At 64.6% G+C, this 24802-nt stretch carries 18 protein-coding genes, 2 tRNA genes and 2 pseudogenes; 4 read left to right on the top strand and 18 right to left on the bottom strand.

All coding sequences use genetic code 11. The annotated features are described in order from the left end of the window. Position 1 precedes the first annotated feature (1 nt). The 7 genes from AC2T4A_RS08120 to AC2T4A_RS08090 form a co-directional block, all read right to left on the bottom strand. A complete protein-coding gene (locus AC2T4A_RS08120) occupies positions 2 to 3256 on the bottom strand; it encodes a pilus assembly protein (protein ID WP_486743058.1) in 3255 nt (1084 codons plus the stop codon). A gap of 19 nt (positions 3257 to 3275) precedes the next feature. After that, entirely contained in the window at positions 3276 to 3731 is a 456-nt protein-coding gene (locus AC2T4A_RS08115) for a pilus assembly PilX family protein (RefSeq protein ID WP_486743057.1), read from the bottom strand. 14 nt (positions 3732 to 3745) lie between these two features. Then, on the bottom strand, positions 3746 to 4684 hold the full coding sequence (locus AC2T4A_RS08110) for a PilW family protein (protein WP_486743056.1): 939 nt from the start codon (positions 4682 to 4684) through the stop codon (positions 3746 to 3748). Position 4685: 1 nt separating this feature from the next. Beyond that, positions 4686 to 5159, bottom strand: coding sequence for a type IV pilus modification protein PilV (gene pilV / locus AC2T4A_RS08105; protein WP_486743055.1), 474 nt, complete (start codon positions 5157 to 5159; stop codon positions 4686 to 4688). Positions 5160 to 5407: 248 nt separating this feature from the next. Beyond that, positions 5408 to 6259, bottom strand: coding sequence for a mechanosensitive ion channel family protein (locus tag AC2T4A_RS08100; RefSeq protein ID WP_486743054.1), 852 nt, complete (start codon positions 6257 to 6259; stop codon positions 5408 to 5410). 110 nt (positions 6260 to 6369) lie between these two features. After that, on the bottom strand, positions 6370 to 7494 hold the full coding sequence (locus AC2T4A_RS08095) for an SO2930 family diheme c-type cytochrome (RefSeq protein WP_486743053.1): 1125 nt from the start codon (positions 7492 to 7494) through the stop codon (positions 6370 to 6372). Beyond that, positions 7491 to 8738, bottom strand: a complete 1248-nt coding sequence (locus AC2T4A_RS08090) for a parallel beta-helix domain-containing protein (protein ID WP_478378618.1) — start codon at positions 8736 to 8738, stop codon at positions 7491 to 7493. The genes AC2T4A_RS08095 and AC2T4A_RS08090 overlap by 4 nt, the downstream gene beginning before the upstream one ends. 177 nt (positions 8739 to 8915) lie before the next feature. Here AC2T4A_RS08090 and AC2T4A_RS08085 point away from each other — a divergent pair, with 177 nt between their 5' ends. Then, positions 8916 to 9326, top strand: coding sequence for a bacteriohemerythrin (locus tag AC2T4A_RS08085; protein ID WP_416752540.1), 411 nt, complete (start codon positions 8916 to 8918; stop codon positions 9324 to 9326). A gap of 35 nt (positions 9327 to 9361) precedes the next feature. Here AC2T4A_RS08085 and AC2T4A_RS08080 read toward each other — a convergent pair whose 3' ends face one another. Continuing rightward, a complete protein-coding gene (locus tag AC2T4A_RS08080; RefSeq protein ID WP_486743052.1) occupies positions 9362 to 11611 on the bottom strand; it encodes a YgiQ family radical SAM protein in 2250 nt (749 codons plus the stop codon). A gap of 254 nt (positions 11612 to 11865) precedes the next feature. Between AC2T4A_RS08080 and AC2T4A_RS08075 the strand changes: the two genes are divergently transcribed. Beyond that, positions 11866 to 13698 (top strand): diguanylate cyclase domain-containing protein, encoded by a 1833-nt coding sequence (locus AC2T4A_RS08075; protein WP_478378654.1) that lies wholly within the window; start codon positions 11866 to 11868, stop codon positions 13696 to 13698. On the opposite strand, the gene alr is transcribed toward AC2T4A_RS08075, so the two are convergent. From alr to rnr, 8 genes are all read right to left on the bottom strand, one after another. Continuing rightward, positions 13699 to 14775: an alanine racemase gene (gene alr, locus AC2T4A_RS08070; RefSeq protein WP_486743051.1), complete on the bottom strand. Its 1077-nt coding sequence runs from the start codon at positions 14773 to 14775 to the stop codon at positions 13699 to 13701. A gap of 68 nt (positions 14776 to 14843) precedes the next feature. After that, positions 14844 to 16238 carry a replicative DNA helicase gene (gene dnaB, locus AC2T4A_RS08065; protein ID WP_138524151.1) on the bottom strand — a complete coding sequence of 465 codons (1395 nt, stop codon included), beginning with the start codon at positions 16236 to 16238 and terminating at the stop codon, positions 14844 to 14846. 127 nt (positions 16239 to 16365) lie between these two features. Beyond that, complete coding sequence (gene rplI, locus AC2T4A_RS08060; RefSeq protein WP_015479134.1) at positions 16366 to 16812, bottom strand: 50S ribosomal protein L9; 447 nt, start codon at positions 16810 to 16812, stop codon at positions 16366 to 16368. A gap of 21 nt (positions 16813 to 16833) precedes the next feature. Further along, a complete protein-coding gene (locus tag AC2T4A_RS08055) occupies positions 16834 to 17703 on the bottom strand; it encodes a hypothetical protein (protein ID WP_045216250.1) in 870 nt (289 codons plus the stop codon). 34 nt (positions 17704 to 17737) lie between these two features. Further along, the gene (rpsR, locus tag AC2T4A_RS08050) at positions 17738 to 17968 is read right to left on the bottom strand and encodes a 30S ribosomal protein S18 (RefSeq protein ID WP_003095634.1); all 231 of its coding nucleotides are present in this window, start codon (positions 17966 to 17968) and stop codon (positions 17738 to 17740) included. A 29-nt stretch (positions 17969 to 17997) separates the two neighbouring features. Beyond that, positions 17998 to 18414 (bottom strand): 30S ribosomal protein S6, encoded by a 417-nt coding sequence (gene rpsF / locus AC2T4A_RS08045; protein ID WP_054906367.1) that lies wholly within the window; start codon positions 18412 to 18414, stop codon positions 17998 to 18000. A 265-nt stretch (positions 18415 to 18679) separates the two neighbouring features. Next, positions 18680 to 19432: a 23S rRNA (guanosine(2251)-2'-O)-methyltransferase RlmB gene (gene rlmB / locus AC2T4A_RS08040; protein ID WP_484294424.1), complete on the bottom strand. Its 753-nt coding sequence runs from the start codon at positions 19430 to 19432 to the stop codon at positions 18680 to 18682. After that, positions 19429 to 22158, bottom strand: a complete 2730-nt coding sequence (gene rnr, locus AC2T4A_RS08035; protein WP_486743050.1) for a ribonuclease R — start codon at positions 22156 to 22158, stop codon at positions 19429 to 19431. The genes rlmB and rnr overlap by 4 nt, the downstream gene beginning before the upstream one ends. 205 nt (positions 22159 to 22363) lie before the next feature. Here rnr and AC2T4A_RS08030 point away from each other — a divergent pair. Together AC2T4A_RS08030 and AC2T4A_RS08025 are read left to right on the top strand one after the other, a co-directional pair. After that, a tRNA-Leu gene (locus AC2T4A_RS08030) sits at positions 22364 to 22450 on the top strand. Positions 22451 to 22596: 146 nt separating this feature from the next. Further along, positions 22597 to 22683: transfer RNA gene (locus AC2T4A_RS08025), tRNA-Leu, on the top strand. Between the two features lie 182 nt (positions 22684 to 22865). On the opposite strand, the pseudogene AC2T4A_RS08020 reads toward AC2T4A_RS08025, so the two are convergent. Further along, positions 22866 to 23411 (bottom strand): annotated as a pseudogene (locus AC2T4A_RS08020) (methyl-accepting chemotaxis protein); the annotation flags it as partial. A 360-nt stretch (positions 23412 to 23771) separates the two neighbouring features. After that, positions 23772 to 23921, bottom strand: a pseudogene (locus AC2T4A_RS08015) (hypothetical protein); the annotation flags it as partial. Between the last annotated feature and the right edge of the window lie 881 nt (positions 23922 to 24802).

Here is a 24802-nt window from a genome sequence, read left to right as displayed (position 1 = left end):
CTCAGCGAGACTCCCACCAGGCCTTTCGGCCAGAGTCGCGAGGCAGGTCGACCTTCCGGCTCTGCCCGCGGCCGTCGCGATCCAGGGTCAGGAGGCGCAGGTCGCCGGAGGGATCGGCCTGGAACAGCGCTCCACTCGACTGCTGCCCCCCGTCAACGTTCGACAGATCGCCCTTGGGCAAGCGCCCGGCCAGCCCCTCCCCACTGCCGAGATCCAGCACGACTGCAGAATGAATGAGGGGGTCGCTGCAGGGGTCCTCCGCCAGCGCAACCAGGTTGAACAGCACCCATTTACCGTCACGTATCTGCGCCTGTTCGATGGTGCGCGAACCGTCGGCCGGCAGGTCCAGATACCAGCCACGAACGGGGTCCACGTCGACACTCGGCCCCACCGGCCGAAGGTCGGGCCGTCCAGCAAATGCCTGCCCGTCATCCAGCACGCCGTACAGGCTGTCGATCTTCCCTGAAGGTTCATCGTCGCCCACCCGGTAGAAACGACCGCTGCCGAACAGCACACGCACCTGCCCGCTGCGGTCCAGCGCGGCCGCCAACGGTGCGCTGATCGCCTGTGGGCTGCCATCCGGCGCCAGGGCGCGGAACAGCGGCTTGCCGCCCAGTGACGACGGAATCGCAGAATCGCCGCCCGCTTCTCCCGACAGGTCCACACGCCAGAGATTGCCAAGGCTGTCACCCACGTAGAGGCGATTGGCGGTGACATCGCCCTGGCTGCTGATCGCCGTCACCGCCCCGAGATCGCCGGCGTCCGGCAGATGAATGCGCTTGAGCACATGACCATCCTCGGCATCGAGCAACCAGATGTCCCCGCCGCGTTTTTCCGGGTCCCTGGCACCCGAGGACAACGCCACCACGAACTTGCCCGAGCCCAGGGCCATGAGCGTTGGCCGCCCCAGCGTGTAGCCAAGGTCGGGATGGCTGAATTCCCAGAGCACACTGCCTGGGCGCACGCTCTCGGGGTCGGTGACGTCCAGCGCGAACAGGCTGTTGCCGCCAGCGCCCAGGCCTCCCACCAGTAGCGTCCGCCATTGCCCGCCGATCCAGGCGTTGCCCACCGTGGGCGAACCATCGACGTAGTAGCGATGGGTGTAGCCAGCGTCGGCCAACTCGCGCAGATGCCCCAGTACCGCCGCTGGCACGTAGGCAAACAGCTCCCGCCCATCACGCGCATCGAACCCATGCAGCATGCCGTCATTGGCGCCCACCGCCACCAGCGGCGCACGCTGCCGATACAGCGCGCTGGTGAGAAACTCTCGGTAGCTGCTGCCCAGCGGCTTGGGCAGCTCGTCGTAGGGCTGAGGGTCGTGCCAGGAGTAGACAGGCCGTGATCCGACGATATCGCCCAGCCGGCTGGCGCGCTGGCGGAACGACGAGGCGCTGCCCGGCTCGCGGTGCTCCAGCAGTCGGGAACCACGCAGGTAGTCCATCAGCGCGTCCCCCTGCTCAACACTCAGGTTGCGACGTTGCTCGTCGTCCAAGGCGCTCCAGATGAAAGGCACACCTTCGCGGGCAACCCGCGATCCATCCGCAGCCGCGCTGGCAGGCCGCACGGACAGGAGATTTCGCCCCGCCAGTTGTACCTCGCTCAATTCATCCAGCTTTCGCGCGGCCGACCATTGCGGCTGCCGCTCGCCCTCGCGCCACAGCTGCAGGTCGCCACTCCAGCGGCGTCCTTCCAATACTGTGCTGAACCACTCATTCGATTGCGGGCCCGCGCTGAAGTTACCGACGCTCACTGGATCATCGCCAGCCACGCGAGCAAATGCCTGCTTCAGCTCATCGCGCAGCTTGTCGGGTTCGGCGAGCCGCAGCAGGTTGGCCGGCCAGCCGTCCACCCCCTTCCATCGGCTTTCCGGCAGTGGCGAGCCAAGCACAGGCGAGTAGCTACGCGGGACAGCGAAGCCGCCGTACAGGGCCGTCAGCCAGAGCGCACTACCCTGCCCGGTCACTTCCTGGGGAGTCGCCAGCCAGTAGGTGGAGGCGCTTTGCCGGCCTGGCAGGTCCGGGCGCAGATCGCGCACATGGGCGTCATAGGCCAGGCCTGCCAACGCAAGCGAGGCGTCGGAGCCTGCGCCACCCTGCATGGCCTCCACCTGCCGCGCGGCCCAGGCCACGTCCGGATCACCAAGGCGCAGCAGACTCGCGCCTGCCTCGCCATCGCCCGCGCCGCCGATCCCAAGCAGGGCGTTGCGCTGGCAGGCATTGGTGAGCGGGTCACGCCAATGGGCCGAGCCCCCGTCACCGTCCTGATGACGCAGATAGCGGATGGCAGCATGGAGCAACTCGCCCATATCATCGAACGACCTCGGCCGGGCCTCGTCGAAACGATTGAGAGAGACCATCACACTGGCCGGCCGATTGATGAATACGCCGGTCTGCGCCGACCATTCCTTCTGCGGGTTATCCCGCCCATCGTCCAACCTGGGCCCGACAAACTTCTGCGGTGCGCGTAGCACCACGCCCTCACCCAGCTCCGACCGGCCGAAGACGCTGAAGCGCAAGCGCTCAGAGTAATGCTGCAGCAGCCCCTCGGGCTTGTAGTGCTCGCCGTAGCGCTGGCAGTTGCGCTCCAGTTGACCGGCAACGCAGACCTGCACGCGCACCGCCAACCGGTAGGACGCCGCCGGCAACAGCGGCTCGCCGGGCACAAACTCCTGCGGCTCACCAGGAAAGTCCGAGCTGCGACTGAGCAACAGGCTACGTCCCTGCCCCGCAATGCGCAGATGAAGCGCTGTACCAGAGAATGGCGTGCCGCTCGCGACAGCGTTCGGCGGCAAGGCGCGATCCGCAAAAGCCTCGCCCTGCTCCAGGCTCAAGCCTTTCTGCAGCAGCGTCTGTCCGATGCTATCGACGAAGCGATCGCCCCCGGTCAGCACTGTGCGGTAGATATCGATGGCTTGCGCCGTCGCCCAGTTGAGGAAGTTGCCGCTCCAAGCTTGGCGACAGGCATGGCCCTGGGCGGGGCCGACGGGGTGGAAATAGCGGTCCGACGGGGCTTCACCGAAGCGGTAGGCATAACACTTGTCCGGGTCGAAGTAGCCGAAGTATCGCTCGCCGGCAGCGTAGGCAGGCTCCGGATTGGCCGCTGCTGCCGTCGCCGAACTGGCCGAAGACGGCAACAGCAGGAGATTGCCCGGTGCACCGCTGGCGATCTGCAGCGGCACCTGGCTGACCGGCGCGGCCAGCACCGGGTGCGCCAGGGCAGCGCTTCCCCACAGGAGACAAACGCTTGCGAGCCTCACCGCCACCTCCTGCTTGCTGTCATCGAATGAAGTAGATGCTGCTCAACCGAACCCTGGAAACCGGTTCCCCCGAAGGCTGGCGACGCACGCCAAAGCCGATGGCGCGTACCTCGATGGCCACCCCACTGGCCGAACCACCTTTGCCCACTTCCAGCCCTTCGTTGCCCAGCCAGCGGAGGAACCGCAACTGGTAAACCGGCGCCGCGGCCATCTGCGCAAAGCCACTCACGCTGCCGTCGGCGCCATAGGCAGACGCCTCGGCGCCGCTACGCTGATGAATGTCCCGCGCCGCCAACTCCCCCGCGCTCAGTGCCGCTTCTGCCGACTGGAACGCCATCTGCCGGTCGCGCAGGTTGCCGGCCATCCGCTCCTCCAACTGCTCCATGCGCATGCCCGCAAGGCCAATAAGGGTGAGCAGCAGCAACATGACCAGCGCGACCAACAGCACCGCCCCGCGCTCGGATTCACCACGCATCGGCGTCCTCCCCTTCATGGCAACGGATTGCGCAGCGCGACGGTGCTGCCCATCACCAGCCGCAGTCTTCGCTCCGCGTCCGGCGCCAGAGTCCGGCCGTCGAACTCCATCGCCTTCGGTGCCTCGTCCACGTCACGGGTCTGGCTTTGCAGCAACAGGCTGATGCGCACCGTGCGCACGCGGCGCCAGTCGCTGGCGGTCATTTCCCGCGCCGCCTTGTAGGCCGCCACCACGTCCCGGCCTGCCTCCGCCACGCCATAGCGCAAGCTCATCCCGGCGACACCATTCACCAGTTCATCGGTAGTGGATTTGATCGAGGTTTCGCTGTTGTCGGTGACGAACAATCCCGACGTCCCATCATCGTTCCGGCGTACCCAGTAGATGGCGTAGCGGTACCGATAGACCCGTGTCGCCGACGCCAGGAAGTGCTCCAGCGAGCGATCCGCCAGCAGGCTCGTGACATTCGCGGCGTTGCGCAGCAGCAGGCAGGACTGTTGATCACCGAGCAGATAGAACGCCCCTGCAACAGCGCCGCTTGCTGCGAGAGTCAGGCGATTACCGACAATCGACTTCGCTTCGAGGACCGGCTCCGAGGCATAGCGCAGCAGCACCGCATCGGTATTGGCCAGCCGCCCGGACGGTAACCAGGACACCGCCGGCATACCCGTGCCGTAACCCTCGATGCCGGACTTATCCAGCGCGTATTGCGCGGTATCCATTCCCGAAGCATTGGCCAGCCCGCCCGGGCAGGCTCCGATGAAACCGGTGTTGCGCAGGTCCTGCGCCATGGCCTCCAGCGCGAAGCGTCCGCTCTCCTGCAGTTCGGCCAGGGCATTGCCGGCCTGATAGCTGCGCTTGCTGCCGAGAACGATCTCGATGACACCCGCCAGAAGCAACAGGCTGAGCGCCATGGCGACCAGTAGCTCAACCAGCGACAAGCCGCGCTGGCGCATGTCACAACCCGACCTGGTAGGTGAAGGTCTCCCAGTCGTCGCCGGACGCCGCCAGGTGATCTCGGGCACGTCGGTCACTCCAGCGCACGGCGATCAGCGCGCTGAACAGATCGCCTCGGCGGACTACCTGCACCGAGCCGCTGCCCGTACCACCGAGCGCCGTGCAAACGTTGCTCTGCCAGAGGCCGAGGTCGAGTTGAGCCCGTGTAGCGCCGCTGCCTTTCGGGCATCCAGCGGCCACGTCGGCGAAGTTCGTGTCGTAGTCGCCAGCGCGGGCGGCGTCCGGATTGGCGCGCAACAGATCAGCCATGTCGACGGCCAGCCAGGAGGCCTGGGAACGCTGCAACGAGCTGTAGCCGGCGGCAATGCAGACGTTCTGCAGACCTGCCAGCCCCAGCAATCCGATGCCGAGGATGAGCACCGAGACCAGCACTTCCACCAGGGTGAATCCTTCGCTCCGCTTGCCGCCGTCCATGCCCGTCGCCTCGCCTGTGAGGAATGAGCCTCAAGGGTGCAAGGCACAACGCGGGGCGGTCAGCCAGACATTGGCTGGGAGATGGAAGGGAAAAATCCGCCAGCCGATCGGGATCGGGAGTGCAGCTAGGAAGGCGTCCGAAGTACCGCGCCACTCATCCCGCCAGGTACGCCATCGGTCCCGCCTGGAGTAGTCGCGCGATAAAAGAAAAGGCCGCCTCGCGGCGGCCTTTGCAGGAGCGGGAGCCGTCAGCTGTTCGCCGACTGCTGGACGATCACCGTCTGCGCCGGCATCGGCGCCGGGAAGTCGGTGCCCAGGGCTTCCTTGATGGTGCGGTTGGTGTCGAAGTAGACCTGCCAGTAGTTGTCATTGTGGCAATACGGGCGTACGGCGAGCACCGGGCCGACGAGGTTGAACTCGAGGATCTCCACATCCACCGGCGGGTCGCTCAGCACGTTGGGGATGGCCGCGACGCGTTGCTTGAGCACGGCGACAGCCGCCGCATAGTCAGCGGCACCGGAGAGCTGCGCCTTGAGCTCCACGCGGCGGTACGGGTTGTGGGTGTAGTTCTGGATGGTGTCGCTGAAGATCTTGTTGTTGCCCACCAGGGTCAGGACGTTGTCCGGGGTGTTGATGGCGGTGGCGAACAGACCGATCTCCTTCACGGTGCCGGTCACGCCGCCAGCGGTGACGAAATCACCGACCTTGAACGGCCGCAGCACGATGATGAAACCGCCCGCCGCGAGGTTCGCCAGCAAGCCGGACCAGGCCATGCCGATGGCCAGGCCGATGGCGGCGATCAGCGCGGCGAGGCTGGTGGTCTGCACGCCGAAGTAACCGAGGATGCCGACGACCAGGAGGATGTTCAGGGTGACGGTGATGAAGGAGCCCACATAACGCAGGACCGTCGGGTCGACACTCTGTCGAGCCAGGGCCTTTTCCACCAGTCCGACCGCGAAGCTGATCAACCAGCGGCCGAGCACCCAGAAGAGAATGGCGACGAGAATCTTTACACCGAAAGCGAGCGCGTACTGCGAAACCGTCGCCCACAGTGCGTTGATCTTCTCCGTACCCACATTGATGATGTTCGTATCGTCCATGGAAGCGCACCTGCGAGAGAAAGGGACCAGATGAACGCTAGCACGGCCCCAGCCGTTTGCTCGTCGCAGTGCTCAGCCCAGAGCCCTGGCGGGCTCCGGGCGTCATTCCACTAGCAGTCGCCGGGTAGCGAGGCGATCCAGCGGTTGAGCATTTCCAGCCCTTCGCGGTGCACCAGCGTGCGGCCCAGTTCGGGCATCATGTCGCCCGGTTTGTCGCTGCCGACGCGGTAGTTCAGTACGGATTTCTCCGGGCTGCCGGGGTGGATGTCCTCAAGCCGCCCACCGGTACCGCCGCCTGCTGCCACCGGCGGTTTGCAGAGGCCATAGGCAATGGAGACCGGGGTGTGCGGATCAAGGTGCAAACCTGAAGTGCGCGCCGCGCCCTTGGGGTTGTGGCAGTGCGAACAGTTGACGTCGAGGTAGCTGCGCGCCTGTTTCTCCAGGTCTTCACCGGGGCGCGGATGGCCCCACAGGGCGTTCTGCGGCACCTGCGCCAGCGCCGGCAGGCCCTTGAGGAAGCCGCGCGCCTGCCAGTGCTGCAGCTGGTTGTCGCTACCCTCGGCGTAGGCAAAGTCCTTGTTCAGGTGCCGCGCCTTGGGCCCCAGCGGCGCGATGCCGCCGCCCTTCTGCTCGGCGTGGCATTCGGAGCACTGGTTGGCGTCCGGGACCATGTAGGTGAAGGCGGTCTTCGTGCCGTCCTCGGCGGTCAGCTCCAGCGCGGGACTGTCGCCGGCGACCTCCAGGGTCGCTTCGCTCTGGTCGGCATTCCACACGTAGGGCAGCGCCGCCCACCCGTCCTTCTGCCGCACCAGCACGCGGGTCTCCACCAGGTGCACCTTGGCCATGTCGAGCCCGGCCTTGGGGTCGCGGTCGTCCTGGTTGTTCCGCAGCAGGTTGCCCTGGGCGTCCTTCGGGTAATAGAAAGTCTTGGTCAGCACGGTGCCGACGGGATAGTCGAAGCGATCCTCGGCGTACTGCGCGGACTGCCCTTCGGGCATCCACACGGTGCGCAGCTTGTGCGCGTAGTCGGTGAACAACGAGGTATTCAGGTCATAGGGCAGTACCTCGGCAGCCGGCGTCAGGTGGCCGCCCGCCAGGTGCAGCATGCCCCAGCCACTGAGCTTTTCCGGGTAGTCGTCGCCTTCGGGCTGGTAACGCGGCTTGCTCTCCTGCCCGCACCCGGCCACCAACGTGGCCAGGGCGAGCGACAACAGGAACGAAGCGGGTTTCATCATGCCTTGTTGCCCTTCTCACCCAGCCCGGCCTGTTCGATCTTGGGCAACGGCTTGAGCTTGCACTGGTGCGAGCTGATGTCGGTGCTGATGTTCTTGTAGCCGTTGGGGCCGTCGACGTTGACGATGCCGGCGTTGCCGTTGTCGATACAGATGGCCAGGGCTTCAGGCAGCTTGCCGTCGACCAGTTTCTTCTGGTTGAAGTAGCCGTCCCAGAGGATGTCCGGCAGTCGTCCGTTGAGGCCGAACTTGGCGATCTTCAGCGCTTTCAGCTCCAGGTGGTCGGGGCTGTCGCCGCCGGGCCCAAAGGTGTTGCCGTGGATGAAGATGCCTTCGGGGTAGGGGTCGAAGTTCGGCTGCGTGGCCTTGTCCGAATAGCCGGTGCTGAAGTAGCTGCTGACGATGACGTTGGCGGTCTTGTGGTTGCCGATTCGGTTGTTGAAGATCTCGACGTCGTCGTTGGAGTTCACCACCACGCCCGAGCCCGCCGGCACGCTGGCCACCGGGGTGCCCTTGTGGCCGAAGTTCTCGTGGTTGTTGCCCTGCACGTCGTTGTCGAAGACACGGGTGCCGCGCCCTGGCTGCGGCAGGTTGGGCATGTTGAAGACGAGGATGCCGCCGGTGTTGTCAGTGGCGACGTTGTTGTAGACATCGGCGCCGATGGTGTTCTCGATCTCGATGCCGGCGACATTGCGCTCGGCGCGGTTGTTGCGCACCACCACGTTGCGCGACTGGCCCACGTAGATTCCCGAGTCCGAGGCGCCGATGGCGACGTTGCCTTCGAGCAGGGTGTTCTCGGTCTGTACCGGATAGATGCCGTAGCCGCCGTTTTCGGTGGAGGCGCCGTTGGTCCACTCGGTGCGGATGTTGCGGATGACGATGTTCTTGCCGCCGATGACTTTCAGGCCATCGCCCTTGGTGTCCTCGATGGCGAGGTTCTCCAGGGTGAAGTCGGAGGCGTCGACGAACAGCCCTTCAGCACCGGCCTTCTGGTTCTTGAAGTTGAGGATGGTCTTGTCCATTCCGGCGCCGCGGATGGTCACGCCATCCACCTTCAGGCTGAGGCTGCGGTCCAGGTGGTAGGTACCGGCGGGGATGTCGATGACATCACCGGCCTTGGCCTTGATCAGACGGGCCTGCAGGTCCTTCTGGAAATCGCTGCTGACGGCGGCGGTGGGCTTGTCGCCTTCGCCGCAGGCGGCCAGGGCAATGGAGAATGCGAGAAGGGAGAGGGTAGCGAGACGCATGGCGGGCTCCGGTCTTGTTTTTATCATATGGAACTATCGTACCAATTAAGCCCGAGAATACTCCTACATCCCGCGCCACGCCAGCCCTTCAGACGCATCGCACTTTGATTGATTGACGTCACTGTTTCCCCGCCACGGATCGGGATGATCGGCGCTTCCAATCCAAGGAGTGCACGGATGAGCTTCATGCCCTGGAACGACGAGTTCGTGATCGGAATCGAGCGGATCGATGAACAGCACCGCTGGCTGGTCGACCTCACCAACGCGCTGTACGACAGCCTCAACGGCCCGGATGGCGAGGGCCAGCCCATCGGTGAGCTGCTGGAGCAGTTGGTGGAATACACGATGAATCACTTCATCGTCGAGGAAGTGCTGTTCCAGCGCCTGGGCTATCCCGAGGAGGAGGCACACCGGGCCGAGCATGACCGCTTCAATCGGCAGATCATCGACCTGCTGTACCGCCACGAGGATGGCGAGGTTGTTTCAGTCGAGGCGCTGGAGCTGCTCAAGGCCTGGCTGATCCACCACATCCTGAAGGTGGACAAGGCCTACGTGAGCTTCTTCAAGCAAAAGGGCGTGACCGCTTAGCGGGCACGCCCTTTTTTACAGCACAGGCGGACGGATCAGCGCGGGATGTTCGGCTGCCGCTTGGTGGTCCGCTTCTTGCCCTTGGCGTAGCCGCTGGCCTTGCCTTCCTCGGCCTTGTTCCACGGCTTGGAGCCGTTGCTGGCCCGCGGCGGCAGGCCGGTATGCTGGGTCAGCAGCGGCTTGCCGGTCTTCTTGCTGCCGGCCGGAGTGGAGTTCTTGCGGCGCGCGCTCTGGTACTCGTCGGTCTGCGGCTGGTAGGTCGGGATCAGGTGGTGCTTGCCGTTGCCGATCAGGTCGGCGCGGCCCATGCGCTCCAGCGCTTCGCGCAGCATCGGCCAGCCCTTCGGGTCGTGGTAACGCAGGAAGGCCTTGTGCAGGCGGCGCTGCTGGTCGCTCTTGACGATGGTCACGCCGTCGCTCTTGTAGGTGACCTTGCGCAGCGGGTTCTTGCCCGAGTGGTACATGGCGGTCGCGCTGGCCATGGGCGAGGGATAGAACGCCTGCACCTGGTCGGCGCGGAAGCCGTTGCGCTTGAGCCACAGGGCGAGGTTCATCATGTCCTCGTCGGTGGTGCCCGGATGCGCCGCGATGAAGTACGGGATCAGGTACTGCTCCTTGCCCGCTTCCTTGGAGAACTTCTCGAACATGCGCTTGAAGGCGTCGTAGGTGCCGATGCCCGGCTTCATCATCTTCGACAGCGGGCCTTCCTCGGTGTGCTCCGGGGCGATCTTGAGGTAGCCACCGACGTGGTGCGTCACCAGTTCCTTCACATACTCGGGCGACTCCACGGCCAGGTCGTAGCGCAGGCCGGAAGCGATCAGGATCTTCTTCACGCCCGGCAGGGCGCGGGCCTTGCGGTACAACTCGATGAGCGAGGAGTGGTCGGTGTTGAGGTTCTCGCAGATGCCCGGCCACACGCAGGACGGCTTGCGGCAGTGACGCTCGATCTCCGGGTCCTTGCAGGCGATGCGGTACATGTTGGCGGTCGGGCCGCCGAGGTCGGAGACGACGCCGGTGAAGCCCGGCACCTTCTTCATCTCCTCGATCTCGGCGAGGATCGACTCGTGGGAGCGATTCTGGATGATCCGCCCCTCGTGCTCGGTGATCGAGCAGAAGGTGCAGCCACCGAAGCAGCCTCGCATGATGTTCACCGAGAAACGGATCATCTCGTAGGCCGGGATCTTCTCCTTGCCATAGAGCGGGTGCGGCACGCGCGTATAGGGCATGCCGAACACGTAGTCCATTTCCTCGGTGCTCATCGGGATGGGCGGCGGGTTGAACCACACGTCCACCTCACCATGCTTCTGCACCAGGGCGCGGGCGTTGCCCGGGTTGGTCTCAAGGTGCAGTACGCGGTTGGCGTGGGCATAGAGCACCGCGTCGCTGCGCACCTTCTCGAACGACGGCAGGCGGATCACCGTGCGCTCGCGCTCCAGGCGCGGGTGGGCCAGCAGTTGTACGACCTTGGCTTCGTTCGGGTCTTCCTGCTCGCCCTTCTCCTGCTCGATGGCGCAGGCGGCGGTGTCCTGGGTGTTCACGTACGGGTTGATGATCTTGTCGACCTTGCCCGGACGGTCGATGCGGGTGGAGTCCACCTCGAACCAGCCTTCAGGGGTGTCGCGGCGTACGAAGGCGGTGCCGCGCACGTCGGTGATCTGCTCGACCTGCTCGCCGGCCGCCAGGCGTTGGGCGATCTCCACCACGGCACGCTCGGCGTTGCCGTACAGCAGGATATCGGCGGTGGCGTCCATCAGGATGGAGCGGCGCACCTTGTCCTGCCAGTAGTCGTAGTGGGCGATGCGGCGCAACGAAGCCTCGATGCCGCCAAGAACCACCGGCGTGTCGCTGTAGGCTTCCTTGCAGCGCTGGCTGTAGACCAGGCTGGCGCGATCCGGGCGCTTGCCGGCCAGGCCGCCCGGCGTGTAGGCATCATCGCTGCGGATCTTCTTGTCGGCGGTGTAGCGGTTGATCATCGAGTCCATGTTGCCCGCCGCCACGCCGAAGAACAGATTCGGCTGGCCGAGCTTCATGAAGTCGTCCTTCGAGCGCCAGTCCGGCTGGGCAATGATGCCCACGCGGAAGCCCTGGGCCTCCAGCAGACGACCGATGATGGCCATGCCAAACGACGGATGGTCAACGTAGGCATCCCCGGTGACGATGATGATGTCGCAGGAATCCCAACCCAGCTGATCCATCTCTTCCTTGCTCATGGGCAGGAACGGCGCCGGGCCGAAACACTCGGCCCAGAACTTGGGATAGTCGAACAACGGCTTGGCGGCTTGCATCACGGGCACCGGGTATCTCTAAGTAGGTATCGCGGAAAAACGCGGGCGCGGAATATAGCACAAAAAGTGTACAAATCCGACCATCGAACTCAGATTTAGGGGGGGATTTAACCGGCGCACGGTAGATTGCCAATGCCATCATCTGGCTATACTTCAGCCACTATCCGCAGTACGCCTGGCCATCCCGACCAGGCCAGGGAGTGCCTGTCGTGCGTCGTGCCTTCGTGCTGTTGCTTACCCTGCTGTTCTGCCATATGGCGCTCGCCTTCGAACTGGACGACAAGGCCAGCGGCGCCTGGCTCAATGATCACCTCGAATTGCTGCAGGAACACGGCAGCCCCATGACGCTGGAGGCCGTGCAGGCCAGCCGCGACTTCGTACCGGCCAACGGCCGCACCAGTGTCGGCCAGAGCCCCGACGGCTGGTGGCTGCGCCTGGACCTCGACCGCCGCACCTCGCCGGTGGGTGGCTGGTGGCTGGAGGTAGATGCGGTCAACCTGAAGGACCTGCGCCTTTATCTGCCGGACGCCCAGGGGAATTACCGCCAGGTGCTGTCCGGCGAGGCCGTGCCCTTCGCCGAAGGGCGAGATCGCGACTATCGCCGCCCGGTCTTCCACCTGCCCGAAGGCACCGGCCCGGTACGCCTCTATGCCCGCGTCTACGATCCGGCTGGCAACTCCTTCCCGTTGCGCATCTGGTCGCTGAATGACCTGCAGGACCATCGCGCCGATACCAGCCTGTTCCTCGGTTTCATCTACGGCCTGATCGCCGCGCTGCTGCTGTACAACCTGTTCATCCTGCTGACCCTCCGCGACCGGGCGTACTTCTGGTACGTGCTGACCACCGCCAGCGCGCTGCTGTTCAGCCTGGGCATGACTGGCCACGGTTTCGAGTACTTCTGGCCGAACCACCCGGTACCCTGGTGGCTGGACCGCATTACCCTGCCCTCGCTCTGGGGCCTGTGCGTGCACCGCTTCACCATCACCCTGCTGCAAACCCGTCGCCATGTGCGCTGGTCGCACTGGCTGCTGAACCTGAACTGCGCGCTGTATGTGCTGACCATCGTCCTCGGCGCCCTGCACCTGCGTGGCGTAGCCGGCTGGATGCTGGTGGCGATTACCCTGATCGGCGTGCCGGCAGCCCTCGGCGGCGCCCTGGTGCGCTGGCGCCAGGGTTCCTTCCCGGCCTTCCTCTACCTGCTTGGCTTCGGCCTGGTGCTGACCAGCGTGAGCATCTCGGTGTTGCGCGCCGCGGGTGTCGTACAACCCTCGCCGCTGACCTCCTACATCTTCCCCATCGCCGTGGCCATGGAATCGGTGCTGTTCTCCTTCGCCCTCACCTCACGCATCCAGGGCCTCAAGCGCGAACGCGCCCAGGCATTGGAACAGGCCGACCGCGAGAAAAGCGCGCGCCTGACGCTGATGCAGAGCGCCCAGCAGGACCTCGCCACCGCCGTGGCCGAGCGCACCGCCGAACTCACCCAGAGCAACCAGTTGCTGCGCGAACGCGAAGTACAGTTGCAGCACGCCGCACACTACGACCCGCTGACCGGCCTGCCGAACCGTCGCTATCTGGTGGAACACGCCGAGCACGCCCTGACCAGGGCGCAGCAGAATGGCGAGACGCTGGCCCTGATGCTGATCGACCTGGACCACTTCAAGCCGATCAACGACAGCCACGGCCATGACGCCGGGGACTTCATGCTGCAGAACGTCGGCAACCGCCTGCGCCAGTGCGTGCGCGGCAGCGACTGCGTGGCGCGCCTGGGCGGCGATGAATTCGCCGCGCTGATCTCGGGCCCGGATGCCGAGGGGCACGCCAAGGAAATCGCCTGCCGCATCCTCAACGAGCTGTCACGCCCGGTGAAGTTCGACAGCCTGGAACTGCGCGTCACGCCGAGCATCGGCGTGGCCATCTATCCCAGCCATGCCATGCAGTTCAGCAAGCTCTACAAGGCCGCCGACCAGGCGCTCTACGAGGTGAAGGGCAACGGCCGGGCGGCCTATGCCATGGCCAGCGAGCCTGCTGGCGAGACCAGCGAGCTCTGGCAGGAAAACGAATGGCTGGAAAGCGAGGACCGTGCCTGATCAGCTGCGGTAGCGGCGCGGCACGCGGGCGGTGACCTTGGTCAGCAGCTCGTAGCCGATGGTCCCGGCATGGGCCGCCACCTCGTCCACCGGCAGGTTGGCGCCCCACAACTCGACACGGTCGCCTACAGCGGCGTTGGGCAGATCAGTCAGGTCCACCGCCAGCATGTCCATGGACACGCGCCCGGCCAGCATCGTGCGCTGCCCATCCACCAGCACCGGCGTGCCGCTCGGCGCGTGGCGCGGATAACCATCGGCATACCCGCAGCTCACGGTGCCGATGCGCGACGGCCGCTCGGCCACCCAGCTCGCGCCGTAACCAACGCTCTCACCGACCGCCACCTCGCGCACGGCGATCAGCTGCGCCTCGAGGCTCATGGCCGGGCGCAGGCCCAGTTCAGTCGCGCCGATGTCGGCGAAGGGCGTGGCGCCATAGAGCATGATGCCGGGACGAATCCAGTCCATGTGCGCGGCGGGAATGGTCAGCACGGCGGCGGAGTTGGCCAGCGAACGCTGGTCGAAATCCAGATCCAGCACACTGAGGAAGCACGCCACCTGATCTTCGGTCAGCTCGTCGCCGCGCAGGTCGGCATTGGCAAAGTGGCTCATCAGGTTCAGCTCGGCCACCTGCGGCGCTTGGCGCAGGCGCGGATGCCAGTCACGCAGCGCCTCGGGCGAGAAGCCCAGGCGGTGCATGCCGGTGTCCAGCTTCATCCACACATTGAGCGCACTGGGCAGTTGCGCGGCGAGCAGTGCCTGGGCCTGCTCGGGGCCTTGCACCGCCACGTCCAGGCGCAGTTGGGCGGCGATCAGGTATTCCGCCGGCTCGAAGCAACCTTCCAACAACAGGATGCGGGTGCCGGCGTGCAAGGCGCGCACCTCGGCGGCTTCTTCCAGGCAGGCCACCGCAAAGCCATCAGCGTCATCATGCAGGCAGCTCACCACTTCACGCGCGCCATGCCCGTAGGCGTTCGCCTTGACCACCGCAAAGGCCTCACGGCCGGGCGCGCAGCGCTTGGCGACGGCGTAGTTGTGGCGAATGGCGGCTAGATCGACGTGGGCGACGAGCGGGCGCATGGCGGCCTCTGCAATGAAAACGGGCGCCTATCTTAAGGCGCCCGTCGGTCACGCGGAATGCGGCATCGTTACTCGTCTTCGAAGTTGTACATGCCGGGCGCGAGATTCTCGAAGCGGCTGTAGCGGCCAAGGAAGGCCACGCGCACGGTGCCGATGGGGCCGTTACGCTGCTTGCCGAGGATGATCTCGGCGACACCCTTGAACTCGGTCTCCGGGTGATACACCTCGTCGCGGTAGACGAACATGATCACGTCGGCGTCCTGCTCGATCGCTCCGGATTCGCGCAGGTCGGAGTTCACCGGGCGCTTGTTGGGGCGCTGTTCCAGCGAGCGGTTGAGCTGGGAGAGCGCCACCACCGGACAGTTGAATTCCTTCGCCAGCGCCTTGAGCGAGCGGGAAATCTCGGAAATCTCGTTGGTCCGGTTATCGCCGGCGGAACCGGGAATCTGCATCAGCTGCAGGTAGTCGACCATGATCATGCCGATCTCACCGTGCTCCCGCGCCAGGCGGCGGGTCCGCGCGCGCATTTCCGAGGGCGAGATGCCGGCGGTGTCGTCGATGAAAAGCTTGCGGTCACTGAGCAGGTTCACCGCCGAGGTCAGGCGCGGCCAATCCTCGTCATCCAGCTTGCCGGTACGTACCTTGGTCTGGTCGATGCGACCAAGCGAGGCCAGCATACGCATCACGATGGAGTCGGAGGGCATCTCCAGGGAGTACACCAGGATCGCCTTGTCGCTGCGCATCAAGGCGTTCTCCACCAGGTTCATGGCGAAGGTGGTCTTGCCCATCGACGGACGGCCGGCAACGATGATCAGGTCGGACGGCTGCAGGCCACTGGTCTTCTCGTCGAGGTCGGTGAAGCCGGTGGTGATACCGGTCAGCGCGTCCGAGGTGTTGAACAGGTGGTCGATGCGGTCGATGGTCTTGACCAGGATGTCGCCGATGCCCACCGGGCCGCCGGTCTTGGGGCGCGCTTCGGCGATCTCGAAAATCTTGCGCTCGGCTTCGTCGAGCACTTCGTTGGCGCTGCGCCCTTCGGGGTTGAAAGCGCTGTCGGCGATGTCACTGCTGATGCCGATCAGCTGCCGCAACGTGGCGCGCTCGCGAATGATGCCCGCATACGCCTTGATGTTCGCCACCGAGGGGGTGTTCTTCGCCAGCTCGGCAAGGTAGGCCAGACCGCCCACCTGGGACAGCTGGCCTTCACGCTCGAGCTGCTCGGAAAGGGTGACCACGTCGATCGGCTGGTTGGCTTCGGCGAGCTTGTAGACGGCGCGGAAGATCAGGCGATGGTCATGGCGGTAGAAGTCGCCATCGGACACGGCGTCGGAGACGCGCTCCCATGCGTTGTTGTCGAGCATCAGACCGCCCAGCACTGCCTGTTCGGCTTCGATCGAGTGCGGCGGCACCTTGAGGGAAGCGGTCTGCAGGTCGTATTGCTCGGGGACGGTGATGTCGTTCATGGGCTCTTCGTGTTGAATGAAACGGCTGAAAAAACAAAGGGCACGGACCGAGATTCGGTACCGTGCCCATTGTTAGCGGACAGCTTCACACAGGCAAGCCGTGTGAATCGTCCTAGCGACGGATCGCTTACTCGGCGACTACAACCACGTGCAGGGTTGCATCAACATCCATGTGCAGTTGCACTTCGATGTTGTATTCGCCTACAGCGCGCAGGGCGCCGTCGGGCAGGCGAACTTCGCTCTTTTCCAGCGGGTAGCCGGCAGCCGAAACGGCGTCGGCGATGTCGCGGGTGCCGATCGAACCGAACAGCTTGCCTTCGTCGCCAGCGTGGGCGCCGATGGTCACGATCAGTTCGGCCAGTTGGGCAGCACGAGCTTCAGCAGCGGCTTTTTTCTCAGCAGCGGCTTTTTCCAGCTCTGCACGGCGCTCTTCGAAAGCAGCGACGTTGGCAGCGGTGGCAGCGGTGGCTTTGCCCTGCGGCAGCAGGTAGTTACGAGCGTAACCGCCCTTTACGTTCAGCTTGTCGCCCAGGTTGCCCAGTTTGGCGATCTTTTCCAGCAGGATGACTTCCATTTGAGTCTTACCTCTTAACTTTTAACCTTCACCGTTCGCAGCTTTCTGGCGTTTCGCCAGACGACCGCGAAAATCAAACAGACTGTCGACTACGGCGACAAGACAGATCACATTGCCCAGTACGAATACCAGCAGGTACAGCGGTGCCAGCCAGAAGCCCGGAAGCTTCTTCAGCGCGGCCAGGCCGTGCCCCAGTGCGATCCCGGCGAACAGCAGCGGGATCATGCACAGCGGCGCCAGCATGGTGGCCGCGGGCCCTGCGAAAGGCAGTGCCACAACGCCGACCAGCAGCGCTACAGCCGTGCCCGGCGACAGGCGCAGTGCGCGGAACTCGCGGCCAAACCCTTCCGGGTTGAACAGTACTGCTTGCCAATAACGCGCCAGCATCAGGCACAACAGGCTGATCGTCTGCAGCGAGGCTGCCATCAGGCCGGTGATGGTCGGAACCATCTCCGCCTGCAGGGCGGCCATCTGTTCCGGCGAAAGCTTGGCTTCGGCCAGAACCTGCGGCAGTGCCTTGCCGAATGCATCGGCAAGACCCGCGACCAACCCGGCCGACACCGTGCTGAGCAGCAGCACGAACACCGCACCGAGCACAACGCTCGCCAGCATCACCTGGTTCCAGGACACCTTGCTGCGCAGAACCTGCGCCAGCACGGCACTACCCACCAGAACCAGACTCACGCTGGGGTCACCCAGGTACCACCAGGCCAGTGCCGGAAGCAGCGCCCAGGCCAGGATGCCAAAGGCATCGCTGGGACCACGGCGCAACAGCACCAGACTGCCTGCTGCGGCACCGAGCCAGAACAAAGGCTGCAGTACCGCGGCTGCGACGACCACCAGGGTCGCCTGCATGCGGCCTCGCATGACAAATTCAGCCAATGCGCGCATGCGATCTATCCATCAATTCCAGTCGACTGCCCGATCAACGGCCGTGGCTGTCGGTGTAGGGAAGCAGGGCCAGGTAACGGGCGCGCTTGATAGCGGTCGCCAGCTGACGCTGGTACTTGGCTTTGGTGCCGGTGATACGGCTCGGAACGATCTTGCCGGTTTCGGAAACGTAGGCCTTCAGGGTGTTCAGATCTTTGTAATCGATCTCTTTCACGCCTTCAGCGGTGAAACGGCAGAACTTACGACGACGGAAGAAACGTGCCATGTGTGTGGCTCCTCAATACTGGTCCGGGATTACTCGTCAGCGCTGTCGCGGCTATCTTCGCCGTCAGCGGACTCGCCCTCGTTCGATTCGGGACGCTCACGGCGCTCACGGCGCTCGTTGCGGCTCTCTTCGGCCTTCAGCATTTCGGACTGGCCGGTAACGGCTTCGTCGCGACGGATGACCATGTTACGGATCACGGCGTCGTTGTAGCGGAAGTTGTCTTCCAGCTCTGCCAGGGCCTTGGCGGTGCACTCGACGTTCATCAGAACGTAGTGAGCCTTGTGCACGTTGTTGATGGCGTAAGCCAGCTGACGACGGCCCCAGTCTTCCAGACGGTGAACTTTGCCGCCGTCTTCTTCGATGGCCTTGGTGTAACGCTCGACCATGCCACCGACTTGTTCGCTCTGGTCCGGGTGAACCAGGAACACGATTTCGTAATGACGCATAAATGCTCCTTACGGATTGCAGCCTGCCGACTAAGCGGTCAGACAAGGAGTGAATGATTTTTTCCTTGCCGCTCGGAAGGACGCGCAAACGCCTGCCCGGACGACAAGGGCCGACATTCTAGAGAAGGGGGGAAAGCGGCGCAAGGCAATTGACGATTATTTGTACAGCTGCCGCAGCAGGTACTTGTAGGAGCGAGCTTGCTCGCGAAACGAGTCAGCGCAGAGCTGGAGCCCGTTCGCGAGCAAGCTCGCTCCTACAAAAAACTTAGGCGCCAGCCTTGAGCTGGCGTTGGCGGACGATCTCGAACAGGCAGACGCCGGTTGCCACCGAGACGTTCAGGCTGCTGACGCTGCCCTGCATCGGTAACTTGGCCAGGTAATCGCAGTGATCGCGGGTCAGACGTCGCATACCCTTGCCCTCGGCCCCCATCACCAGCACGGTCGGCCCGGTGAGGTCGAGTTCGTAGAGCATCTGAGTCGCCTCGCCGGCAGTGCCGACGATCCAAAGGCCGCGCTGCTGGAGCTTCTCCAGAGTGCGCGCGAGGTTGGTCACGGCCACCAGCGGAATCACTTCGGCGGCGCCGCACGCGACCTTGCGCACAGTCGCGTTGAGGGTGGCGGACTTGTCCTTCGGCACGATGACCGCCAGCGCCCCCGCCGCATCGGCAGTACGCAGGCACGCGCCGAGGTTGTGTGGGTCTGTCACGCCGTCCAGCACCAGCAGCAACGCCGGGCCGGTGGAGCGCTCCAGCAGCTCCTCCAGCATGTTCTCACCCCACACCTGGCTCGGGCTGACCTCGGCGACGACGCCCTGATGCACGCCCTCGGCCCACTCATCAAGTTCCTTGCGGTCACGCGTGCCCACCGGCACGCGCGCCTGGCCGGCCAGATCAACCAGCGCCTGGACGCGCGGATCCTGGCGGCCTTCGGCCAGCCACAGCTGCTTGACCCGTTTCGGGTGATGGCGCAGCAACGCTTCTACGGCATGGACCCCGTAGACCTTTTCCCACTGACTCATTTCTTCGCCTTACGCTTGCTTGCCGGTGCGCCGCCAGTGGCACCCGCCTTGGGTGCGGCAGGGCCCTTGCGGTGCTTGGACGGCTTGGCGGACCGGGCTTTCTGTTTCGACGGATTGCGCGGTTTGCCCGCAGCAGGCGCGGACTTGCCTTTGCCGGCTGCCGGCTTGTTGCCGCCAACCTTGGCCTCTTCGAGCAGCGCCTTCTTCACTTCGCGGCTCTTGCGCACATCGGTATTGCCGAGCATTTCCTCGGCCTTGGCGAGCATCTCCGGCGCCACCGACGGCAACGCCTGGACCACGCCAACCTTGCGCTTGCGCGGCTGCACAGCGACATCCGGAGCGAGGTAGGGGTCGTCCGCGACGGCACGCGGCGCCCTGGCTGGCTTGTCCTTCGCAACCGCGCCCTTGGGCGCCTTGCCCTTGGCCGCTTTGCCTTTGGCGACCGGCTCGGCCTTCTCACCACGCTTCTTGCGGCCGATGGGCGCGCTGAGCACATTGTCGGAGAGCTCGAAGTCGATCTTGCGCTCGTCCAGATCGACACGCGCCACCACCACCTCGACGGTATCGCCAAGGCGGAAGCTGCGGCCGGTGCGCTCGCCACTCAGGCGATGGTGCACGGCGTCGAAGTGGTAGTAGTCGCCAGGCAGCGCGGTGACGTGCACCAGGCCCTCGACATAGATGTCGCTCAGCTCGACGAAGATGCCGAAGCCGGTCACCGCGGTGATCACGCCGGGGAAGGTCTCGCCCACGCGCTCACGCATGAACTCGCACTTCAGCCAGTTGGTGACGTCGCGGGTTGCCTCGTCGGCGCGGCGCTCGGTCATCGAGCACTGCTCACCCAACTGAGCAAGACGCGCCTCGTCGTACGGATAGATGCGCGCCTTGGGCATGCTGGCGGCGCCGACGCGCTGCACATGCTCGGAGGCCGCCTTGGAGCGGATCAGGCCACGGATGGCACGATGGGTCAGCAGGTCGGGGTAGCGGCGGATCGGCGAGGTGAAGTGGGTGTAGGCCTCGTAGTTCAGGCCGAAGTGGCCGGCATTCTCCGGGCTGTACACCGCCTGGCTCAGCGAGCGCAACATCACGGTCTGAATCAGTTGCAGGTCCGGGCGGCCCTGGATGGACTCCAGCAGCTTCTGGTAGTCCGCCGGGGTCGGATCGCCCTTGCCGCGGTACAGCGTCAGCCCCAGCTCGCCGAGGAACTGACGCAGGTTGTTCAGTTTCTCCTGCGGCGGGCCGTCGTGGACGCGGTACAGCGCCGGAATGGCGTGCTTCTCGAGGAACTTGGCGGTGGCCACGTTGGCCGCCAACATGCACTCTTCGATCAGCTTGTGCGCGTCGTTGCGCTGGGTCGGGCGGATCTCCGAGATCTTCCGATCCGCGCCAAAGACGATGCGGGTTTCCTGGGTCTCGAAATCGATCGCCCCGCGCACGTGGCGAGCACCGACGAGGACCTTGTACAGGTCATAAAGCGTGTTGAGGTGCGGCACCACCGCCGGCAGTTGCTCCTTCAGGCGCTGGCCTTCGGGGCTGTCCGGGGTTTCCAGATACTGGCTGACCTTGGTGTAGGTCAGGCGCGCATGGGAATGGATGACCGCTTCATAGAACTGGTAGTCGGTCATCTTGCCGGCCTTGGAGAGATTCATCTCGCAGACCATGGCAAGGCGATCGACCAGCGGATTCAGGGAGCACAGGCCGTTGGAGAGAATCTCCGGCAGCATCGGGATCACCCGCTCGGGGAAGTACACCGAGTTACCGCGCTTGGCCGCCTCTTCATCCAGGGCCGAACCGACCTTCACATAATGAGAGACGTCGGCGATGGCGACGAACAGCTTCCAGCCGCCGCCCTTGCGCTTCTCGGCGTAGACCGCGTCGTCGAAATCCCGGGCGTCCTCGCCGTCGATGGTGACGAAAGGCAGGGCGCGCAGGTCAACGCGTTTTTCCTTGTCCTTCTCCAGCACTTCGGGCTTGAGCTTGGCCGCTTCCTTCTCCACCGCCTCGGGCCAGGTGTGAGGGATGTCATAGCTGCGCAAGGCGACTTCGATTTCCATGCCTGGCGCCATGTAGTCGCCGAGCACTTCCACCACCTCGCCCTGGGCCTGGCGATGCACGCTCGGCCAGACATCGATGCGCACCTGGACAAACTGGTTGTGCTTGGCCTTGCCGGCCTTGCCCGGTGGGATCAGCACTTCCTGCTGGATCTTCGGGTTGTCGGCCACGACCGTGCCGATGCCGCTCTCGTCGAAGTAACGGCCGACGATGGTCTCGTGTGCGCGCTCGACCACTTCCACTACAGCGCCTTCACGGCGACCACGGCGATCGAAGCCGGACACGCGCGCCAGGGCACGGTCGCCGTCAAACACCAGGCGCATCTGCGTCGGGCTGAGGAACAGGTCGTCGCTGCCATCATCGGGGATGAGGAAGCCGAAGCCGTCGCGGTGGCCGGCAATGCGGCCGAGGATCAGGTCGAGCTTGTCCACCGGCGCGTAGGCGCCACGGCGGGTATAGATAAGTTGGCCGTCGCGCTCCATGGCGCGCAGTCGGCGACGCAGCGCTTCTTCCGGCTCTTCGCCGGAGAGGCCGAGCTCTTCCAGCAACTGGGCCCGCGTCGCGGGGGCGCCGCGCTCGGCGAGGTGCGCCAGGATGAGTTCACGGCTGGGGATGGGGTTGTCGTATTTTTCCGCCTCGCGGGCGGCCTCGGGATCGAGGTTTTGCCAATCGGCCATTAAAGTGCGGTCACCTTATATATAGGGGTATGGATCGCCATGTGCTTATTGAAGCGCGAAATCCGCTCGTCGGTCAGCTTTGGGCAAGAATAAATTTTTTATCGCATCAGGGGTTTACAAGCGAAAACGCTCTCCGTATAGTTCGCGCCCACAGCGTCAGACAGACGTTGTAACACGGAAACGATGAGTAATCATCGACTCCAGTGCCCAGGTGGCGGAATTGGTAGACGCACTAGGTTCAGGTCCTAGCGGTGGCAACACCGTGGAAGTTCGAGTCTTCTCCTGGGCACCACTTATTCAAGGATAAAGTCAGTCATCGACAGGCTTTATCAGGCGGGTTCGGAACCCTGATAACCGAACAATAGACCGCCCGATGCAACCAACGGTTGCATCACCGCAAGACGATGAGCGATCATCGCACCCCATGCTGAAAAGCATGCCCAGGTGGCGGAATTGGTAGACGCACTAGGTTCAGGTCCTAGCGGTGGCAACACCGTGGAAGTTCGAGTCTTCTCCTGGGCACCATCTTCAAACGAAAAAGCCGAGCACTGCTCGGTTTTTTCGTTTTCGGCTTTCCGCTATCCGGAACCCAAACCTCGCATAGGAGCGGACTTTGTCCGCGATGGGCAACAGGCCGGCTCCAAGCTGCCGGTAATCAATCGCGGACAGAGTCCGCTCCTACGAAAAAGGCGGAACCCTGCGCACCTTCACGCCTTGAATTGCCCGAGACTGGCGCGCAGCTGCCCTGCCAGGCCATCAAGCACGCGCCCACTGCTAGCCGTCGCACTCACCGCTTCCGCCGCGAGACTCGCCTCGGCATGGATCACCTCGACCCGCCCACGCACCGCCGCAGCGCCGGCTGCCTGTTGTTGCGCAGAATGCGTAGCCGCTTCGATAGCGCCGTGCACCTCTTCCACGGCACTCTGAACCTCCCGCTGTAGCCGCTCACTGTCCTGCAGCGCAGCCAAGCCCTGTACCGCCTGCTCGCGCGCCTGACCGATGGCGGATACCGCCTCGCGCGCCCCCTGCTGCAGCGCACCGATGTGCGACTGGATATCGCCGGTGGATTGCTGGGTCTTGCTGGCCAGCGCACGCACCTCGTCCGCCACCACGGCGAAGCCGCGTCCGCTTTCGCCAGCGCGCGCCGCTTCGATGGCAGCATTGAGCGCAAGAAGGTTGGTCTGCTCGGCGATGCCGTGAATCACCGAAAGCACCACCTCGATCTGCTCGCTCTGCCGCGCCAGGCGCTCGATCACGCCAGCGCCACTCTGCACACGGGATTCAAGGGTCTCGATCAGACCACCCACTTTGCGCGCGATGGCCGCATTATCCTGCGCCGCCTTGCGGATCTCACCAACCCGAGCCAGTGCCGCCTGCATGGAGCGACTTTCCATTTCCGCTTCCGCTGCCATGCCGGAGAGCGCCTCCAGGCTGCCGGCCACTTCATTGCGCTGCCGATCTGCCGCCGCCTCGGCACTGGCGCTGCGGCTGGCCAGCGCGGCGATTTCACTGCCGGTCTGCTGCGCCACCTGCCCCGCCTCGCGCACGATAGGCTGCAGCTTGTCGACGAAACGGTTCACCGCCGTCGCCATCTCACCCAACTCATCACGGCTGTCCAGCCGCACGCGGCGGGTCAGATCGCCCTCCCCGGCCGCGAGATCGTTCAGCGCGTCGATCAGCAGGCGCAAGCGATTCACCACGCGATGACCGAGCACCACCGCCAGGCACAGCAATACACCGAGCCCAACCAACAATAGCCCCATGCCGATACGCCAACGCAGGGTCCCAGCGGCGTCTTCGATGGACGCCTTCGCCCCCTGACTCATGCCGTCCGCCGCCTGCTTTGCCGATTGCAGACGCGCCTTGAGCGCCTTGGTGCTATCGGCCGCAGCGCCGGCGAGGCTATCGCCCACCAGTTGATCACCACTGGCGACCAGGGCGGAGAAGCGCTGATCCAGCGCAGCAATCTGCTTCTCGATGGCATCGGTGGACACCCCCAGGCGCACCGTCCCGATGACCACACCGTTAGGACTGATTGGCGCCTCGACGAGGAACACCGAATCATCATGGCTCGCCGCTTCCAGCACTTTGTCCAGCGCGCGCTCGCCCTTGCCTTTGTCGAGCAGCGCCTTGACCCGCGCATCCTCGCGGTTCAGATAGCGAGTCAGGTGCTGGCCCTGCGGATCGTCATAGACCACGAAGAGCACATTGGGATTGGCCTGAGCGCGCCGAGCATAGTCGGACAGCACCGGCACATCGTTATCCCACATGGCCTTAGGCGCGACGGCGGCCAACAGTTGCGCCAATTCGGTGGCGGACTGGCGCAGGCTTTGCTCCAGCCCCCGACGCAATTCGCCCTGCTCTTCCTCCAGTCGCGCGGAGAGCGCAGAACCCAGGCGCTCGCGAGTGCGCGCAGAAAGGTCATTCAAGCCGGAGGTGACCTCCCGACCAGCTTCTTCCAACTCAACGGCCAGGCGTTGCGATTCGTTACCCAGGCGCGCACCCAGATCGCCGACAAGGCCATCAACAGTGCTACGGGTGAGCCACAGGGCAATCAGCAACTGCACCAGCAGCGCAATCCCCAGGGCGATAAAAGCGGGGCGCAGCAGGCGGCTGCGCAGAAGAGACAGGACGGCGGACACGG

It is taken from the genome of Pseudomonas sp. PVC-3-1, assembly GCF_057444315.1.
Note: the sequence above shows the minus strand (reverse complement) of the source record. Positions and strands in the feature narration are given on the sequence as shown.

Excerpts from the sequence above, each read along its gene's own strand:
- AC2T4A_RS08115 (WP_486743057.1), bottom strand. The coding sequence starts at position 3,731 with ATGCGTGGTGAATCCGAGCGCGGGGCGGTGCTGTTGGTCGCGCTGGTC.
- AC2T4A_RS08110 (WP_486743056.1), bottom strand. The coding sequence starts at position 4,684 with ATGCGCCAGCGCGGCTTGTCGCTGGTTGAGCTACTGGTCGCCATGGCG.
- pilV (WP_486743055.1), bottom strand. The coding sequence starts at position 5,159 with ATGGACGGCGGCAAGCGGAGCGAAGGATTCACCCTGGTGGAAGTGCTG.
- AC2T4A_RS08100 (WP_486743054.1), bottom strand. The coding sequence starts at position 6,259 with ATGGACGATACGAACATCATCAATGTGGGTACGGAGAAGATCAACGCA.
- AC2T4A_RS08095 (WP_486743053.1), bottom strand. The coding sequence starts at position 7,494 with ATGATGAAACCCGCTTCGTTCCTGTTGTCGCTCGCCCTGGCCACGTTG.
- AC2T4A_RS08090 (WP_478378618.1), bottom strand. The coding sequence starts at position 8,738 with ATGCGTCTCGCTACCCTCTCCCTTCTCGCATTCTCCATTGCCCTGGCC.
- AC2T4A_RS08085 (WP_416752540.1), top strand. The coding sequence starts at position 8,916 with ATGAGCTTCATGCCCTGGAACGACGAGTTCGTGATCGGAATCGAGCGG.
- AC2T4A_RS08080 (WP_486743052.1), bottom strand. The coding sequence starts at position 11,611 with ATGCAAGCCGCCAAGCCGTTGTTCGACTATCCCAAGTTCTGGGCCGAG.
- AC2T4A_RS08075 (WP_478378654.1), top strand. The coding sequence starts at position 11,866 with ATGGCGCTCGCCTTCGAACTGGACGACAAGGCCAGCGGCGCCTGGCTC.
- alr (WP_486743051.1), bottom strand. The coding sequence starts at position 14,775 with ATGCGCCCGCTCGTCGCCCACGTCGATCTAGCCGCCATTCGCCACAAC.
- dnaB (WP_138524151.1), bottom strand. The coding sequence starts at position 16,238 with ATGAACGACATCACCGTCCCCGAGCAATACGACCTGCAGACCGCTTCC.
- rplI (WP_015479134.1), bottom strand. The coding sequence starts at position 16,812 with ATGGAAGTCATCCTGCTGGAAAAGATCGCCAAACTGGGCAACCTGGGC.
- AC2T4A_RS08055 (WP_045216250.1), bottom strand. The coding sequence starts at position 17,703 with ATGCGCGCATTGGCTGAATTTGTCATGCGAGGCCGCATGCAGGCGACC.
- rpsR (WP_003095634.1), bottom strand. The coding sequence starts at position 17,968 with ATGGCACGTTTCTTCCGTCGTCGTAAGTTCTGCCGTTTCACCGCTGAA.
- rpsF (WP_054906367.1), bottom strand. The coding sequence starts at position 18,414 with ATGCGTCATTACGAAATCGTGTTCCTGGTTCACCCGGACCAGAGCGAA.
- rlmB (WP_484294424.1), bottom strand. The coding sequence starts at position 19,432 with ATGAGTCAGTGGGAAAAGGTCTACGGGGTCCATGCCGTAGAAGCGTTG.
- rnr (WP_486743050.1), bottom strand. The coding sequence starts at position 22,158 with ATGGCCGATTGGCAAAACCTCGATCCCGAGGCCGCCCGCGAGGCGGAA.